Origin of the sequence: Alteromonas sp. W12 (assembly GCF_001924945.1) — a bacterium.
GTDB lineage: Bacteria > Pseudomonadota > Gammaproteobacteria > Enterobacterales > Alteromonadaceae > Alteromonas > Alteromonas macleodii.
The window spans coordinates 790215-808234 of the sequence record NZ_LQXH01000007.1; the positions used below are offsets into that span (position 1 = coordinate 790215).

The following is an 18020-nucleotide window of genomic DNA, read 5'->3' on the forward strand; positions in this document are numbered from 1 at the left end:
TAAACGCCGATACAAGAATAATGAAACAAGAACAGTTAGGAAACACATCATGCGCGTATTGATTACCGGTGGCGCTACCGGCTTAGGTCAGGCCATTGCCCTTAAGTGGGCGGAAAAGTGGGCAGGCAAAGACGAGGGCTTAGATATTTGCATTGCCGACATTAACCAAGAAAGAGGTGAAGAAACAGTAAATACGCTATCCGCCCAAGGTGCCAATGCGTTTTACATCCATTGCGATATAACCTCTGAAAATGATGTTCAAACGTTAGCGAACACCTTGGAAACTCGCTGGGGCGGTGTTGACACCGTGTTTAACAATGCGGGTGTTGCTTCTGGTGGCAGTCTTTTAGATGAGAGCATTGAGCAGTGGCAGTGGGTGTTTGATATTAATGTGTTAGGCATGGTGCGAGTCAGTCGTGCCCTCTTACCTATAATGCGAGAGCAAGGCGGTGGCTATTTCATTAATATTGCATCACAAGCGGGGCTAACGCCTATCCCTTACATGGGAAGTTATAACGCGGTTAAAGCCGCTGTCGTGTCGTTTTCTGAAACCATGAAGTTGGAATTAGCACCTGACAATATTGACGTTAGTGTAGTTTGTCCAAGCTTCTTCAAAACGAATTTAGATGAGTCGATGCGAAGCAGCAACCCAGCGTCGCACAAGATGCTCAATAAATTCTTTGCTAAAGCAGACATGACGAAAGAAGACGTGGCTGAGTCCATATTTCAGCAAGTCGATAAAAAGCAGTTTCTTATTCTTACCCATAAACTGGGTAAACGCGCTTTCCTGTTAAAGAAGCTGCTGCCAACCCAGCGCTATATCAAAAATATGCTCAATCAAACGAAGATGATGAAGCGTGCAATGGAAAAGCAAAATTAGGTAAAACGGAAACGCGCTCACCTTTGTTTGTCGCCAAGCTATCTGAAGATAATTGTCGAGCTGCTCTTGTACAGGCACAAACAGAAGTATCTTCTAGCCAAAGATTGTGAGTTAGCACTTTGAATAGGCCCTTTGAAACAGAAATACAAGAAGAATGAGATATGCAACAACAGGTCGTAGATAAAGCTGACAGCGTACGTGCTGGCGAAGAGCTAGACGTCAGCGCTGTACACAATTGGCTTAAGGAAAATATTAGTGCCTCGAGTCCATCATTGAAGGCCACGATACAAAGTAGCGATAGCTTGCCTCAAGTCACCCAGTATTCTGGGGGCGCGTCTAATTGGACGTACTGCTTGGACTATCAAGGCAGTAAACAAAACCAGAGCGAAAAAACGTCGTTAATTTTGCGTCGGGCACCAGCAGGTACTAAAGCGAAAGGTGCTCACGATATGGGGCGGGAGTACCGATTACAGCATGCGTTAAAACCTGTTTACCGCTATGTGCCAGAAATGCTTGGACTTTGTGAAGACGAGAGCGTTATAGGCACAGAGTTTTACGTAATGGAGAAGTTTACCGGCGTGATACCTCGTAAGAACTTACCCAAAGGCTTAAACACGTCTGAGCAGCAAACCAAACAACTCTGCACTAATGTACTTGATAGCTTAATCGAGCTTCATAAAGTGGATTATAAGAAAGCGGGGCTTGAGCACTTAGGTAAAGGTGCTGGCTATATAGAACGCCAAATAAGCGGGTGGAGCGAACGCTATAGTAAAGCAAAAACCTGGAATGTCCCCTCGGGTAAAAAAATAATGCGCTGGCTAGAAAACCACATGCCCGCTAATGAACGCATTTGTATTACCCACAATGACTTCCGATTCGACAACGTGGTGTTAAAGCCAGATAACTATACGCAAATTATTGGTGTGTTGGACTGGGAACTGGCGACCTTGGGGGACCCGCTTATGGACTTGGGTAATACCTTGGCGTATTGGGTACAAGCGGATGATGACTTTTTGGCCCAATCAACGCGCCGCCAGCCTACTCACTTACCCGGTATGCTAACTCGAAAGCAGGTGGTTGCGTACTACTGCAAAGAGATGGAAATAGATGTAGATGATTTTACCTTTTACGAGGTATACGGGCTTTTCCGTTTAGCCGGTATTGCCCAGCAAATCTACTATCGATACCACCACAAGCAAACCAATAATCCAGCGTTTAAAAACTTTTGGATCTTCATTCATTACTTAATGTGGCGTTGTAATAAGGCCATAAAAGCATCAGGAAAACGATAATGACAACAAGACGCAATATTCTGATCACAGGCGCGAGTTCAGGCCTAGGCAAGGGAATGGCGATTGAGTTTGCCAAACAGGGTTGTAACCTAGCCCTATGCGCAAGACGCTTTGAGAATTTAGAAAAATTGAAAGACGAATTGCATTCAATTAACCCAAACATTGACGTGTATATTCGCTCGCTGGATGTCAATGATCACGATGCGGTGTTTGAAGTGTTTGACGCATTCAAAGATGACATGGGAACTCTTGATAGAGTTATTGTGAACGCAGGAATGGGCAAGGGCGCGTCAATTGGCACTGGGTATTTCCACGCTAACAAGCAAACGGCGGTGACTAACTTTGTGTCGGCGCTAGCGCAATGTGAGGCGGCAATGGCCATCTTCAGGGCGCAAAATAATGGTCATCTTGTGACGATTTCGTCCATCAGTGCGGTGCGCGGGTTTAGGCGCGCCATGACTGTATACGCGGCAACAAAAGCAGGGCTTACATCAATGACCGAAGGCATTCGAATGGATGTAATGAATACGCCGATTAATGTCACCTGTATTCACCCCGGTTTTATTCGCAGCGAAATAAACGAAAAAGTAGAGAAAGTACCGTTTATTGTTGATACCGATGTGGGCTGTCGCGCGATGGTCAATGCAATCAATAAAGAAAAAGCGAATGCGTTTGTGCCAAGCTGGCCGTGGGCCATCCTTCACTGGATCATGCGTATCGCACCGGCAAGCTCAATAAGGAAGATGAGCTGATAAGTGGATAGCTGGGGGAGGAATACACCGCAAAGATTTTTTATCTAGTGACAAAGCTCGCCTAGTGGTGGGCTTTATGCCTGTAAGTCTAAATTTAAAATCAGTAACCCATGCTAATTAGCGTCGATTACAGATACAAAAAAAGCGCCGAAGGGCGCTTTTTTAACTACTAATCGTAAAGATTAACCTAGTGCTTTGATTTGTGCAGCTAGACGGCTCTTATGACGAGCAGCTTTGTTCTTGTGAATCAAGCCTTTAGTAGCCATTCTGTCAAGTACTGGAGTAGCAGCAGTAAGTGCAGCTTGTGCCGCTTCTTTGTCACCGCTTGCAATTGCAGCGATAACTTTCTTGATGCTTGTACGAGTCATTGAACGACGGCTAGCGTTGTGCTGACGACGCTTTTCGGCTTGGATTGCACGCTTCTTAGCAGACTTAATGTTAGCCAAGGTGTAACTCCCAAAATAAATTCATGTCAAAAACGAGGGTGCGGATTGTGCCTACCAAACGCCCAAATGTCAAACGATTTAAAACTTAAATCGTTCCGCGTTAAAACGCGCAAGCTATTGAACACAAAGTATGCTCAACACGTTGCACATTCTTTGCGACATTTCTCTGCGACATTTTTTGAAAGAGATTCGTAGTGATATTCTTTCAAGACATTTTAGCGATAGACATGCATAAACGACAGCACCCCATACCGGGCGCGGATTATAACAAGAAAGTTGTTAAAGATGCACAACTATTTTGAAGAAATCGTTTCGCCTGCGATAGCCTTTAGTTATTATGGCTCGCTTGCAACCTAGCGTTGCCGCTTTGCGGTTAGCAGACGCCTTTGACTATCTTTCAAATGGCTGATGCTATTCAGCCTATTCTTTACCTCTTATTGGAAGTGTGACGTGTCACGGAAGTTAATAAAATCTGGTCTTATCGTCAGTATTATGACCTTGGTCTCGCGAGTATTAGGCTTGGTACGTGATGTTGTTGTTGCCAAGCTTATGGGCGATGGAGCAGCCGCTGACGTATTTTTCTTTGCTAACAAAATTCCTAATTTTCTTCGTCGTCTATTCGCTGAAGGTGCATTTGCACAAGCGTTTATTCCGGTATTAACCGAAGTCCACGAGAACGACGATAAAAAGCAGCTTAGAGAGTTCGTTGCAAAAGTCAGCGGTACATTAGGCGCTATTGTTTTTGTAGTTTCTATTATAGGGGTAATAGCATCTCCTGTTTTGGCGGCTTTATTTGGTACAGGCTGGTTTGTGGCGTGGCTCGAAGGGGACGAGGCCGGAGATAAGTTTGTGCTCGCGTCGACCATGTTAAAAATTACCTTTCCTTATTTGGCGTTTATCTCTCTGACTGGGTTGGCAGGGGCGATACTCAATACGCTCAATAAGTTTGCGGTTGCTGCCTTTACCCCTGTTTTACTTAACGTGTGCATTATTGCATGCGCAATATACTTAGCACCTACGCTGGAGCAACCCGCATACGCGCTAGCGTGGGGTGTGTTTATCGGCGGTATCGTACAGTTCTTGTTTCAACTACCGTTTTTGTTCAGGGCAGGGCTCTTGGTAAAGCCAAAGTGGGGCTGGCATGACGAAAACGTGGTAAAAGTACGCACCCTGATGATCCCTGCCTTATTCGGTGTGTCAGTAGGGCAAATCAATTTGTTGTTTGATACCTTCATCGCCAGCTTTTTAGTTACCGGTTCTATTAGCTGGTTATACTATTCAGACAGGCTGCTTGAATTTCCCCTAGGGTTGTTTGGTATTGCCATCGCAACAGTCATTTTACCTACGCTATCCCGAAACCACGTCAGTAATAACCCCAAAGCGTTTGCTGCGAATATCGATTGGGCGTTTCGCATGGTGTGTTTATTGGGCATACCTGCTGCAGTGGGACTTGGCGTGATGGCAAGGCCTATTTTGACCGTTATTTTTCAGCGCGGCGCGTTTACTGCTGAAACCGCTATTATGGCGTCTTACTCGCTTACCGCGTACTCGTTTGGCTTGCTCAGCTTTATGCTGGTAAAAATTCTCGCGCCAGGGTTTTACTCCCGCCAAGACACCAAGACGCCAGTGAAATTTGGTATTTGGTGTATGGTCGCAAACATGGTGTTTAACCTTATTTTAGCGATTCCGTTTGGTTATGTAGGGCTTGCTGTCGCTACCAGTATGTCAGCTACGCTTAACGCCGCTTTGCTTTATATAACACTGCATAGACAAGGTGTATTTGCGTTAAGCCGCACATCGGTTTTGTTTATTGCCCGTGTGGTTATTGCAAGTGCTGCCATGGGCGGGCTTATTTATTATCGCGATCAAGGCTTAGCTTTCTTTGAATTGTCTCTTTCCGCCCAAATGGTAGAGGTAGGAATAACCATTTCGCTGTCGGTTATATTGTTTGTGACCACCATGGTGGTGCTGGGCATGCGACCCAGACATTTCAGAAGCGGCGGCGATTAGTATTCAATAGATGCGAAATAGCGCATGGAGTCAGAATGGCCCGTGTGCTTGGTATTGTGCTCGCGGTCGGCTATAATCGCGAGCTTTGATTTTCTAGCAGTTAAAAGGTAGTGGCTAACAGTGGAATTTATCCGCGGGCTAAACAATGTAAAACCGCACCATAAAGGGTGTGTGCTCACTATTGGCAAGTTCGACGGCGTACACCGTGGTCATCAAGCTGTGTTGGCTAACGTGCTTGAAAAAGCGAAATCGCTATCACTTCCTGCCACCGTAATGGTGTTCGAACCTCAGCCTGAAGAAGTCTTTATGCCTGACAAAGCGCCAGCGCGTATAAGCCCTCTTCGCGAAAAGTACGAGTTGCTGCGCCAACAAGGTGTCGACAGACTGCTTGCTGTGCGATTTAACGCGGAGTTTGCTAAGCAAAGTGCCGATACCTTCGTTCACGATTTATTGGTGGACAAACTGGGTGTTAAATTTCTTGTTGTTGGCGACGATTTCCGTTTTGGCAATGGCCGCAAAGGGGATTTCGAAATGCTCGAGGCGGCAGGTCGCCAATACGGTTTCGAAGTAGTAAGCACCCACAGTTTTACCATGCATGCCCATCGAATAAGCTCTACCGCGGTGCGAGAAGCGTTGGCTGACAGCGACTTCGGTTTGTCTACCGAAATGCTAGGGCGCCCGTTTGCTATTCACGGTAGGGTGGTTCACGGCGAGAAAAAAGGTCGCACCATTGGTTTTCCCACCGCGAATGTCATGCTAAAACGTCAAAAAACGCCAATTCACGGCGTGTTCGCAGTTCGTGTCGACGTAGATGGAAAACACTATAACGGCGTTGCGAACATTGGCACCCGCCCTACTGTTAACGGGGTAAGAAACCAGCTGGAAGTCCATATTTTTGATTTGTCATCTGACCTATACGGCAAGCCTATTACGGTGTTTCCGATGGCAAAAATAAGAGATGAAATTAAATTTGATTCTTTTGAGGCGTTGAAAGATCAAATTCAAGCAGATGCAGCACAAGCGCGTCTGTTATTAGCATAGTTAAACGTGATAAAGTCACGAGAAGTTTCTGCGCGTATTAATTTTATTGAGCTTGATTTTTTAAGCGTGGATCCTTGTTCGCGAAACGCGTAAGTAAGTCACTGTGCTAGAACATATAACGTCAGCCTTGCGCTAGTAAGAACGACACACAGTTTTACGTTGAACCTTTTACATTCAGCGTTTTAATTTGAACATCGCAAAATGAATATCGCCTTCACAATGTGTTAGTGCATTGGGTGAAAATTAAGGTAACCGGATAATACAATTTTATGAGTGATTACAAAGCCACACTGAACCTTCCAGAAACTGCGTTCCCGATGCGCGGTAACCTTGCTCAGCGCGAGCCGAAAATGCTTAAAGACTGGCAGGAAAAAGGGGTATACAGCAAAATTCGTGAAGCGAAAAAAGGCAAAAAGCCGTTTATTCTTCACGATGGCCCTCCTTATGCAAATGGCGATATTCACATTGGTCACGCGGTTAACAAAATTCTTAAAGACATTATTGTAAAGTCGAAAAACCTTTCTGACTTCGATTCTCCGTACGTTCCTGGGTGGGACTGCCACGGTTTGCCGATAGAATTGATGGTAGAAAAGAAAGTTGGTAAGCCAGGTAAGAAAGTTACGGCGGCTGAATTTCGTCAAAAGTGTCGCGAATATGCACAAAAGCAAATTGACGGCCAAATGGCTGACTTTAAACGCTTAGGTGTGTTTGGTGAGTGGGATAACCCATACAAAACAATGGACTTCAAATCTGAAGCCGACATCATTCGTGCATTAAGTAAAATTGTAGACTCTGGTCACTTAGAAAAGGGCTTCAAACCTGTTCACTGGTGTACAGATTGTGGTTCAGCACTTGCTGAAGCAGAAGTTGAATACAAAGACAAAGTATCACCGGCAATCGACGTTAAGTTCCCAGTGGCTGATGTGGCCGCTATTGCAGAAGCGTTTGGTGTGCCTGAAGGTGATTTAACCACACACAAAGCAGGTGTAGTTATTTGGACTACCACACCGTGGACACTGCCAGCCAACCGTGCAATCAGCTTACACCCAGAGCTTACCTATGCGATTGTTGAAGTTCAGCCTTCAAATGAATGGCTAGTGGTAGCGCAGGACCTGCTTGAAAGCTGCATGAACCGTTACGGCGTTGAAGATTTCCGTGAAGTGGCAACCTGTACTGGTGCTGCGCTTGATAAGCTTAACGTCAATCACCCATTCTTAGACCTTGAAGTTCCGTTAATTCTAGGCGACCACGTTACGACTGAATCTGGTACAGGTTGTGTACACACAGCGCCAGCTCATGGTGTTGACGACTTTAACGTGGGCAAGCAATACGATATCGAAGTGTACAATCCGGTAGGCAACAATGGCGTGTACCTTGAAAACACACCGCTGTTTGCAGGTCAGTTTGTATTTAAAGCCAACGATGAAATTATCGAAACGGTTAAAGAGAAGGGCAACCTTGTCCTAAACGTAAAATACGAGCACAGCTACCCGCATTGCTGGCGCCACAAAACGCCAATTATTTTCCGCGCTACGCCTCAGTGGTTTGTAAGCATGGATAAAAAAGGCCTTCGCGCTGAATCACTTGAACAAATTAAGCAAACCAAGTGGATCCCAGATTGGGGCCAAAACCGCATTGAGAAAATGGTTGAAGGTCGTCCAGACTGGTGTATCTCACGTCAACGTACGTGGGGCGTGCCTATTCCTTTGTATGTGCACAAACTTACCGGTGAAATCCACCCAGAGTCTGCGGCGTTAATGGAAAAGGTTGCACAAGAAGTTGAAGCTAAAGGTATTCAAGCGTGGTGGGATCTTGATGATGCAGCCCTGCTTGGTAGCGAATTAGACAACTATGAAAAAGTGACAGATACCCTAGACGTTTGGTTTGACTCAGGCGTAACGCATTACTTCGTTGTCGATCGTCGCGATGACATTCCGGCCTCTGCCGATTTATATCTTGAAGGTTCTGACCAGCATCGCGGTTGGTTTATGTCTTCGCTTATGTCATCAACTGCCATGCACGGTCACGCGCCTTATAAAGAAGTGCTAACACACGGCTTTACGGTAGATGCCCACGGCAGAAAAATGTCGAAGTCGGTAGGTAACGTTGTGGCACCTCAGGAAGTGACTAACAAATTAGGCGCAGACATCCTTCGTTTATGGGTGGCATCTACTGATTATCGCGGTGAAATTGCGGTATCGGATGAAATTTTAAAGCGTGCTGCAGATGGCTATCGCCGCGTACGTAACACCGCACGTTTCTTGCTTGCGAACCTGAATGGTTTCGCTGTTGAAGATGCGGTTGCAGAAGAAGATATGGTCGCGCTCGACCGCTGGATTGTTGCTCGTGCTAAGGCACTTCAAGAAGAGCTTATCGATGCGTATGACAACTACGACTTGCTGGTAGTGTCACAGAAGCTTACGCACTTCTGTTCAATCGAGCTGGGCTCATTCTACTTAGACGTGATTAAAGACCGCCAGTACACCGCTAAAGCAGATGGGCTAGCCCGTCGTTCATGCCAAACGGCGATGTACCACATCATCGAAGCTTTGGTTCGCTGGATGGCGCCTATTACCAGTTTTACTGCACAAGAAATCTGGGAAACGCTACCAGGTGAGCGCAGCGAGTTTGTATTTACTGAAACCTGGTACGAAGGGTTTAACAACTTCACGCAAAGCGATACGTTTAACGATGCCCTATGGCATCAAGTGCTAAGCGTAAAAGATGCCGCAAACCAGGCGATGGAACAGGCGCGTAAAGATGGCGAGCTAGGTGGCTCACTAGAAGCGAGTATTTCGCTTTATGCTACCGAGTCGTTGTACAACGTACTTGCAAAGCTTGAAGACGAGCTACGCTTCGTACTTATTACATCAGGCGTTACGCTAACGAAAGTTGACAGTGCACCGTCTGATGCGAAAGCCACAGACGTAGAAGGTTTATGGTTGAGCGTTAATAAAGCAAGCGGTGAAAAGTGTGTTCGCTGCTGGCATCACCGTGAAGATGTGGGCTCACATGAAGGCCACGAAGAGCTTTGTGGTCGCTGTGTGACAAACATTGATGGTGATGGAGAAGAACGCCACTATGCTTAAGCTTTTTCGCGATACAGGCTTGCGTTTTTTGTGGATAAGCGCAATTGCGTTTATCCTCGACCAATGGAGTAAGTACACGGTTATCGACAGCATGTCGTTGTATCAGTCGATACAGGTATTGCCGTTTTTTAACTTTACTTACGTACATAATTACGGCGCCGCATTTAGTTTTTTAGAAAATGCAGGTGGCTGGCAGCGCTGGTTCTTTACTGCCATTGCTGTTGTTGTAAGTGTAGTGATTTTGTGGTGGCTGAAGCAGTCACCCCGTTCGCAAAAAATGCTGCCCGTAGCGTTTGCCTTTATTCTAGGTGGTGCATTAGGCAATGTTTACGACCGTTTAGTCCATGGTTATGTCATCGACTTTTTAGATTTTTACGTAAACAATTACCACTGGCCAGCGTTTAACATTGCTGACAGCGCAATATTTATAGGCGCTGCCTTACTTATTATCGACATGTTTAAAAATGGCGACAAAAAAAGTGAAGGGAACGGTGCAGACGCGCGAGCCAGTGCCGCGGACAATAGCGAAACCATTAAGTAGTATTCGGAAAGGTTATGACAGACTCATTGATAATTGGTGCTGACAACGAAGTTATTCTTCACTTTGATTTAAAGCTAGAAGATGGCTCTGCCGCTGACAGTACTCGTGTAAACAACAAACCTGCCAAAATGGTGATGGGTGACGGTAGCCTTACGCCGAATTTTGAAGCGTGTTTACTTGGGCTTAAAAAAGGTGACAAAAAGTCATTTAAATTAGGCCCTGAAGATGCATTCGGCCAGTCTGATCCGAATAATATTCACTATATGGATAGAAGCCGCTTTGGTGCAGATTTACAGGTTGAGGAAGGCATGATTTTAGCGTTTGCTCAGCCTGACGGTTCAGAAATTCCGGGGATTATTCGAAGTGCTGCTGGAGATTCTGTTACGGTAGACTTCAATCACCCGCTAGCAGGGCAAACGGTTATCTTTGACGTTGAAATTATTGATGTTAAACCTGGCGTGTCAGCACAAGGTGGAAACTAGTTATGCAAATTCATTTAGCTAACCCTCGTGGCTTCTGCGCGGGCGTTGATAGAGCTATCACCATCGTTGAACGCGCGCTTGAAATGTTCGAGCCGCCCATTTATGTACGCCACGAAGTGGTACACAATAAATTTGTGGTAGATGGGCTACGTGAGCGTGGTGCGCTATTTGTTGATGAGCTTCACGAAGTACCAGACGACAGCATAGTAATATTTTCTGCCCATGGCGTATCGCAAGCGGTAAGAAAAGAAGCGGAAAATCGCGGTTTAAAGGTCTTTGATGCCACGTGCCCCTTAGTGACGAAAGTACATATGGAAGTTACCCGCGCTAGCAAAACGGGCACTGAATGTATCTTGATTGGTCATGCTGGTCACCCTGAAGTAGAGGGCACCATGGGGCAGTACAGCAATGAAGATGGCGGTATTTATTTAGTTGAATCTGAAGCTGATGTGGCAACGCTTGAAGTTAAAGATCCGACCAACCTTTATTATTGCAGCCAAACTACGCTGTCTGTTGATGATACCGCCGATGTTATTGATGCACTTCGCGCTAAGTTCCCCAAAATCAATGGTCCGAGAAAAGACGACATTTGCTATGCCACGCAGAATCGCCAAGACGCGGTGCGTGACCTAGCCCAAGATTGTCAGGTTTTACTGGTTGTTGGGGCACAGAATAGCTCAAACTCGAACCGTCTTCGCGAGTTGGCTGAAAAAATTGGCGCAAAAGCGTATTTGATTGCTGACGCTAATTGCATTCAAGAGGAATGGCTAGAAGGTGTAGAGCATATTGGCGTTACTGCAGGCGCGTCTGCACCGGAAGTGTTAGTGCAAGGTGTGGTAAACAAGCTCAAAGCGTGGGGTGCTGTTTCAGCTTCTGAGCGTGCTGGACGCGAAGAGAATGTGGAATTTGCTGTACCTAAAGAGCTGCGTGTTAAACAGGTCGTTTAATTTATCCGCACTATCAAAATAAAAAAACACCGCACTTAGTTGCGGTGTTTTTTTATGCTTTTGTCTACTGGAAATTCAACAAGTTGCGAATGGATAATAATACCTTTAGAACTGGGTATTTTAACATGAACAGGCTACACGGTTCGGCTTTAAGGTAGCACCTTTTATGCCGTAAACGTACATTGTAAAGCGGTGTTATTGCACGCTAACCATTTAGAGCCTGCTACTTTAAAGATAAAATGGTTGAACAGTCTGCCTTGTACTTGCTTGCTAGAACAGGTCACAGAAAATTATACGTTTTAATAACCATTGATACCCAGTGTTATACGCTTTTGTCTTACTATACTACATTGGTGATAACACCAATTTGAATGTTAGGTATATGGCAAAAAAAGATGATTGCTGAAAAGGTGATAATGAAGCGAGTGAAGGGAAGTCATATTCGCGCACAACGCGGTGCAGGTCTTATAGAGATCTTAATCACCTTATTTATATTAGCTGTGGGCTTACTGGGTGTTGCTGCGCTCCAGTTTACGGGCTCTTTTGCCAATAAAGACGCAATAAGCCGAACTCAGGCCGAAATGGTGGCAGCACAAGTTGCAGAACGATTGAGAGCCGCCGCTCGCCCAGCAACAGTGGGAGACGGCATGGTAGTCAACAATGCGTACTTCTCTAGCGATACCTATAATTTTGCCACGTTAAGTTGTTCTGGCTCGTCTCATCCTTATCACTGCTACTGTCTGGCAAGGCCGGCAGGGATCCCAAATTGCGAAGGCCAGGCCTGTACTGAAGCACAGATGGCTGAGTACGATGGTTGGGCGCTATCGTGTTCAGCGGTACAAACCAATCCTCAAACTAAAGTGTCGGTATCGTGTGACGACAACAATACGGCAGATATTTACAGCTGTAGTGCAGGTTCTCGTGTAGAAGTGTTGTTGACGTGGCCTGTCGCTTCTTCGGGAAATCAGACCTATACCCTTAATGCGCGATGTAACGAATCTGAAGGTGACAGTAACGCATGTGTGTTTAAGGACATTACATTATGAATGCACGTCGCCACCGCCCACAGCAGGGTTTCTCCCTTGTCGAGTTAATGATTACGTTAACGCTGGGGTTAGTGATATCAGGCGCGATTATTCAAGTGCTCGTCAGTAGTAGCGTGACGAATAAGCTCAATCAGGCCGTGGCTCAAGTACAAGAGTCAGGCCGCTTTATCATGGCTCGCCTCTCAGCAGAATTCTATGAAGTCGGCCGTTATGATCAGATAGTCGCGGATGTGGATACATCCGTTGATATCGTTGCCGAAGCGGCCTATGTGGAAAATCACCCCATCGCTGTAGCAGGGGATTTCGCTACCAACGCGACACTAGGCAGTATACAAACCTCTAGTGGCGGCAGTGATAAGCTGGTTGTGAGTCTACTAAGTGACGAAGATTGTACTGGAAACCAGCACGGCTATGGCGGTCTCGAGTTTCACGTTGTTAATCACTACTTTGTAAGCGGCAGTACACTTAAGTGCACAGGATATGATGGTCGGGTACTTCGTGGCCTAAAGGTGCAGACAGTGTCGCCCCTTACCGTAACATTGCTCGATAACGTCGAAAGTTTCCAAGTGCAGTTCGGCGTTTCAAGCAGCATTACCAATTCTCAAGGGCAAGCTGTTTCGTATGTAACCGCAGATGAAATTGAAGATTTAAGGGCGCTTAATCAACAAGTTGTGTCACTGCGCTGGGCGCTAATGCTTAAAAGCTATCAAAATGAAGTGAGACAAACACAGTCTCAGAAATATGCGCTGTTAAACGAAGCATCTAAAACGATGGACACGGCCCATTATTATCAAGTGTTCTCAAAAACGTTGGCACTTCGAAATATGAAAAATTTTGTCAGGAGTTCGCGATGAAACAACAAGGCTTAGTGATGGTATTCGCACTTCTTGTGTTGCTTTCAATCACTGTTTTAGGGGTAAGCGCGGTAACCAGTAGCTTGTCTCAGTCTAAAATGGCAGTGTCTATGCAGCAAAGTGGTTTGGCTTTTGATGCTGCTGAAGCGGCGATCGCGGGCGTTTTCTTTGAATCTGAAGATGAAACCTTACTTACCGATCCGAACAAGACAGACCCGCTCTCGGAAGCTCGGCAGGGTAACGTGTTTGACCCTGAAGCAGATTCAATGAGCTGTTTCGATGACGGGGAGTGGACTGACAGATATATGACTGAAGGCGGCCTTGCTGTTGGTGACAGACATGTGGTGGATGGCACGTATCAAAGTGAGGCCTCGTCAAAGAGTTGGTCGCGCACTGCGTTTATCAGAGAGCAGGCTTGTCGAGGCTCGAGTAACGTGATTGGTGGAAGCAACGTCAATTGCCATGTATTCATTATCAGAGGATGTGGGAAAGTGGCGGGTAAATCTTCTGTTGTGGCGAACAGCTTGGCTGCCTCTGTATTTGGCCCTGCGTCTCAATAGGTATTAATATGAAGAAACTCTCGACTTACCTTGCCTCTATTACACTATTTAGCTGTATCGGTTTCTCTGCGTTTGGTGACGACCTCGATATTTACCTAGGCAACGCAAATAACGCCGTAACCTATAACCCGAATGTGCTGTTTATCATGGACTCATCGGGAAGTATGGGATCGTACGATAACACCAGCCAAACTCGAATGTTGCGCGTACAGAATGCACTAAAAGAAGCGCTCGGTTCGGCGACCAATATTAACGCAGGTTTGATGCGTTTTTCGGATTACGGTGGCCCAATCCTCTATCCGGTTCGCAATATAGATGAAGCGGTAAGACCTGAAATTATCATTTCAACCAACGACGACGATCACGACGCACATGAAATAGACGGTAGCGTTACCACTGACAGCAATGACCTTGTATTAAGCAGCGGTACCCAAACCGTAACCTCTGGTCTGCGTTTTACCGAGTTAAACATACCTCAAGGCGCGACAATCGTTAATGCCAGTATTAGGTTTACTTCAGAAAAATTCAATGTGGCGGGTACATCCCTTGTCATATCAGCTGAAGCATCGGCATCAAGTACAGCCTTTGCTTCGTCTTCGAACAATTTGAGTGCGCGAACGAAGACCGCGGCTAACGTTGAGTGGGCAACCGATAATAGCTTTCCCGCCTCAGGCGAGGTGATAACCACACCTGATATAAGTGCAGTCATTCAAGAAGTCGTCGATTTATCGGCATGGTGTGGCGGCAAGAACCTTAATATTTTAATAGAAGGCTCTAGCACCGATTCAGCAAGCTCTCGTGAGGTAAGAGCCAGTGACGTAGGCCAAAGTGGTGCGCCACAGTTGGTGGTAACTTATGATGACTCTACCGCTACGGGCTGTGTTCAAGGCGAAGCAATTTATCAAGTAGCCAGTTCACGAGATAACTTGGAAGAGAACGTAAACGGCTACCCGAATACCGGCAGTGAACTGACCTTCCACCCATCTTACAATGATTACATAGGCGTTCGATTTCGCAATGTGAACATTCCTCAAGGGGCGGTAGTAACAGAAGCGTATCTTGAGTTTACTGCTTACAGTACGGTGACCTATGGTAACCCGAGCATGCGCATTAGGGGCGTAGCTGATGATGATGCGTCTGATTTTCATCCAGACCGTCGTAACCGCTTACGAAATTTGCCTAAAACATCGGGTATTACTTGGTCCATGCCTGATTTTTACAACAATTATACCTACCGTACGCCTGACGTGAGCAACATTGTTAAGCAAATTGTTGATCGTTCAGGGTGGCAGTCAGGTAACGATATGGCATTTGTTCTTGATGATTTTGTGTCGTACCGCGGTGCGCATACGTATAACAACTCGCCATCTAAAGCACCGAAGCTTATTGTGAAGTTTAACGGCTCGGCGACACCTGGCGCTTCAGCAACGGTCCGTGAACATTTAATCAGTAAAATAGATGAGCTTAGCGCCAACGGTCTAACCCCTATAGTAGACACATTGTTGGAAGCGGCTAACTATTATGGCGGTAGAGACGTAGATTATGGGCGAAAACGTGGGGAAAGTGACGTTAGCAGCTCTGTGCGAAGAAGTACTCGTGTGAGCCACAGAAGCTCTTACATAGGTGCAGATTCAATTTTGCCTTCGGGCTGCTCGGAAGACAACTTGTCAGACAGCGACTGTATCACTGAGCAGATCCCAACGCCGGCAAGTTACATTTCGCCAGTGTCTGACCTACAGTGCCAAACGAACAACCACATTGTTTTATTGTCCGACGGTGAAGCGAACAACAACCACAGTGTTTCGAAAATTCAGACGTTACTTGGTAAAAGCTGTACCGGAAGTAGCGGTGAGAAGTGCGGCCTAGATTTAGTGAGAAATATCAGTGAAGCGTCAACGTCAGTAATAGGCCCAAGGGTTATTACACACACCATCGGGTTTGCGGCGAACAATAACGCCAACAACTTCCTTAATCAGCTTGCTTTGCAAAGTGGTGGTGGTTTCTATCAGGCTGATAACAGTACGGATTTGCTCGAGGCGTTTAATACTATTTTGCGTTCTGTAAAAGATATTAATGCAACCTTTGTGTCGCCTGGTGTGGCGGTTAACCAGCTAAACCGTCTAACCCATAGAGATGAATTATACTTCGCATTGTTTAAGCCGAGCGAAGGGGCGATTTGGCCTGGGAACCTTAAACGTTATCGCTTAAGTGGTGATGAAATTCTCGATAAAAACAGCCTAAATGCGGTGGATAGCGTTACGGGATTCTTCGCTGAAAATGCACACAGCTATTGGTCAACCCTTGCTGACGGCAGCGAGGTGAGTGAAGGTGGAGCAGCCAGTCGCTTGGGCGGGAACCGAAATATATACGTGTTCAATGATACGGGTAGCATTGTAAGAAGTGCCAATGAATTACACGAAAACAATACGAATATAACGAATGCTGACCTTGCCATTCAGGATGAAACTGACGCGAATGCACTAAGAGATGCCATCTTAAAGTGGACTCGAGGCGTGGACGTAAAAGACAGTAACGGCGATGGAAGTACAACTGACTATCGCTCTCAAATGGGCGATCCCATTCACTCTCAGCCTATAATTGTTAACTACGGTACTGACGACTCGGCCATTTTTGTCGCCACCAACCAAGGAATGTTGCATTCATTCGACACTTCAACAGGCGAAGAGAACTTTGCCATCATGCCTAAAACATTGCTGCAGAATCTACATCATTTTTATAAAGACACATCATCGCTAGAGCACAAATATGGCTTAGATGGTGACATGATTCTAAGAACAGTTGGAGACAACAAGTACCTTTATGTTGGTATGCGCAGGGGGGGACGTAATTATTATGTCTTTGATGTGACGCAAAAGACCTCACCCACGCTGAAATTCAAAATTGAAGGCGGGGCGGGGACGCTGACAAAGTTGGGCCAGACGTGGTCGAGACCAACAATCACTAAAGTGAACATGGGCGGACAAGTTAAAAATGTCATGATTGTTGGCGGTGGCTACGATGACGCACAAGATGATCGTGCTATTCGAGCAAATGATGTCGTTGGCAATGCTGTGTTTATGTTCGACGCTGATACTGGCAGCCTTTTGTGGCATGCAAGTAATGAAGATGCGGATTTAAACTTAACGAATATGACATACAGCGTTCCAGGGCGAATTTCAGTTATTGATAGGGATAACGATGGGTTTGCGGACCATATGTATGTGGCCGATATGGGCGGCCAGTTATTCAGGTTAGACATCTATAATGGAAATTCAGGTACGAATTTTATAAAAGGCGCGCGCATTGCCGACTTCGGTGGCGACACAGCAGAAACCAACCGACATTTCTACTATGGGCCAGACGTAACAGAGATAGCGCTAGGCGATGAGTTGTATTATGGCATAGCCCTTGGCAGTGGATGGCGTGCATCTCCGCTAGATACCGTAGTTGAAGACAACTTTTATATGCTTAAAGACAGCGGCGTATTTAACCGTGATGTAAATGGGAATTACACATTTATGCAAACGGTTTATGAGAGTGGAATGTACAACGCCACGAGTCATGCCTTAAATAGTAGTGACGAGGGGGAGCGTGAGTTGGCTTCACAGGACTTTGCTAACAAGGCTGGGTGGTATTTGAATTTAACCACTAACGGTGAAAAGGTACTGTCTTCTCCGCTAATTATCGATTACAAGGTGTTCTTTACGACCTATGTTCCGGCGGCGAGTAGTACCAGTGCATGTGCTCCGCCCACGGGTAATAGTCGCGCTTATTTAGTCAGTATGTTTAATGGCAACGCCGTCACAGATGTAAATAATGACGGAGAAGTTAACGACGCTGACCGCTCAGCAGAATTAAAACAAACTGGCATCGCACCAGAGACCAAAATTCTTATAGAAGATATTGTGAGCCCAGTGGTTTGCTTGGGTACTGAATGTGTCTCAGCAGTGATTGACGTTGATGAAGATGGCAACGACGAGGCATGTACTAACGCATTTGAGTGCTTAGCTGAAAATATTTACGGAAGATTCGAGCGAATTCAGCGTGGTAGTTGGCACTCAGAAACAGAGAGGGAATAAT

Annotated in this window: 14 protein-coding genes; 13 read left to right on the forward strand and 1 reads right to left on the reverse strand. The window is 46.0% G+C overall.

Features of this window, described 5'->3' with window-relative positions; translation table 11 throughout:
* The first annotated feature begins 49 nt into the window (after positions 1-49).
* The 3 genes from AWH61_RS10975 to AWH61_RS10985 all read left to right on the forward strand — a co-directional run bounded on the left by AWH61_RS10975 (position 50) and on the right by AWH61_RS10985 (position 2924).
* The gene (locus AWH61_RS10975) at positions 50-880 is read left to right on the forward strand and encodes an SDR family oxidoreductase (protein ID WP_075177074.1); all 831 of its coding nucleotides are present in this window, start codon (positions 50-52) and stop codon (positions 878-880) included.
* A gap of 161 nt (positions 881-1041) precedes the next feature.
* Positions 1042-2172 (forward strand): phosphotransferase family protein, encoded by a 1131-nt coding sequence (locus AWH61_RS10980; protein WP_075177075.1) that lies wholly within the window; start codon positions 1042-1044, stop codon positions 2170-2172.
* Positions 2172-2924: an SDR family oxidoreductase gene (locus tag AWH61_RS10985; RefSeq protein ID WP_014977015.1), complete on the forward strand. Its 753-nt coding sequence runs from the start codon at positions 2172-2174 to the stop codon at positions 2922-2924. Before AWH61_RS10980 ends, AWH61_RS10985 begins: the two co-directional genes overlap by 1 nt.
* 182 nt (positions 2925-3106) lie before the next feature.
* Here AWH61_RS10985 and rpsT read toward each other — a convergent pair whose 3' ends face one another.
* Complete coding sequence (gene rpsT, locus AWH61_RS10990; protein ID WP_014950134.1) at positions 3107-3370, reverse strand: 30S ribosomal protein S20; 264 nt, start codon at positions 3368-3370, stop codon at positions 3107-3109.
* Positions 3371-3820: 450 nt separating this feature from the next.
* Between rpsT and murJ the strand changes: the two genes are divergently transcribed.
* The 10 genes from murJ to AWH61_RS11040 all read left to right on the forward strand — a co-directional run bounded on the left by murJ (position 3821) and on the right by AWH61_RS11040 (position 18019).
* Positions 3821-5380, forward strand: coding sequence for a murein biosynthesis integral membrane protein MurJ (gene murJ / locus AWH61_RS10995; protein WP_075177076.1), 1560 nt, complete (start codon positions 3821-3823; stop codon positions 5378-5380).
* Positions 5381-5500: 120 nt separating this feature from the next.
* Positions 5501-6421 (forward strand): bifunctional riboflavin kinase/FAD synthetase, encoded by a 921-nt coding sequence (gene ribF / locus AWH61_RS11000; protein WP_014950132.1) that lies wholly within the window; start codon positions 5501-5503, stop codon positions 6419-6421.
* A 269-nt stretch (positions 6422-6690) separates the two neighbouring features.
* Positions 6691-9510 (forward strand): isoleucine--tRNA ligase, encoded by a 2820-nt coding sequence (ileS, locus tag AWH61_RS11005; protein ID WP_075177077.1) that lies wholly within the window; start codon positions 6691-6693, stop codon positions 9508-9510.
* Positions 9503-10051, forward strand: coding sequence for a signal peptidase II (gene lspA, locus AWH61_RS11010; RefSeq protein ID WP_049586575.1), 549 nt, complete (start codon positions 9503-9505; stop codon positions 10049-10051). The genes ileS and lspA overlap by 8 nt, the downstream gene beginning before the upstream one ends.
* A 14-nt stretch (positions 10052-10065) precedes the next feature.
* On the forward strand, positions 10066-10533 hold the full coding sequence (gene fkpB / locus AWH61_RS11015; protein WP_014950129.1) for an FKBP-type peptidyl-prolyl cis-trans isomerase: 468 nt from the start codon (positions 10066-10068) through the stop codon (positions 10531-10533).
* A 2-nt stretch (positions 10534-10535) separates the two neighbouring features.
* Entirely contained in the window at positions 10536-11480 is a 945-nt protein-coding gene (gene ispH, locus AWH61_RS11020; RefSeq protein WP_014977011.1) for a 4-hydroxy-3-methylbut-2-enyl diphosphate reductase, read from the forward strand.
* Positions 11481-11875: 395 nt separating this feature from the next.
* On the forward strand, positions 11876-12526 hold the full coding sequence (locus AWH61_RS11025; protein WP_080590400.1) for a PilV family protein: 651 nt from the start codon (positions 11876-11878) through the stop codon (positions 12524-12526).
* The gene (locus tag AWH61_RS11030; protein WP_014950126.1) at positions 12523-13380 is read left to right on the forward strand and encodes a PilW family protein; all 858 of its coding nucleotides are present in this window, start codon (positions 12523-12525) and stop codon (positions 13378-13380) included. The genes AWH61_RS11025 and AWH61_RS11030 overlap by 4 nt, the downstream gene beginning before the upstream one ends.
* Positions 13377-13940, forward strand: coding sequence for a PilX N-terminal domain-containing pilus assembly protein (locus tag AWH61_RS11035; protein ID WP_014950125.1), 564 nt, complete (start codon positions 13377-13379; stop codon positions 13938-13940). Before AWH61_RS11030 ends, AWH61_RS11035 begins: the two co-directional genes overlap by 4 nt.
* Positions 13941-13948: 8 nt before the next feature.
* Positions 13949-18019, forward strand: coding sequence for a PilC/PilY family type IV pilus protein (locus AWH61_RS11040; RefSeq protein WP_039228311.1), 4071 nt, complete (start codon positions 13949-13951; stop codon positions 18017-18019).
* Position 18020 lies beyond the last annotated feature (1 nt).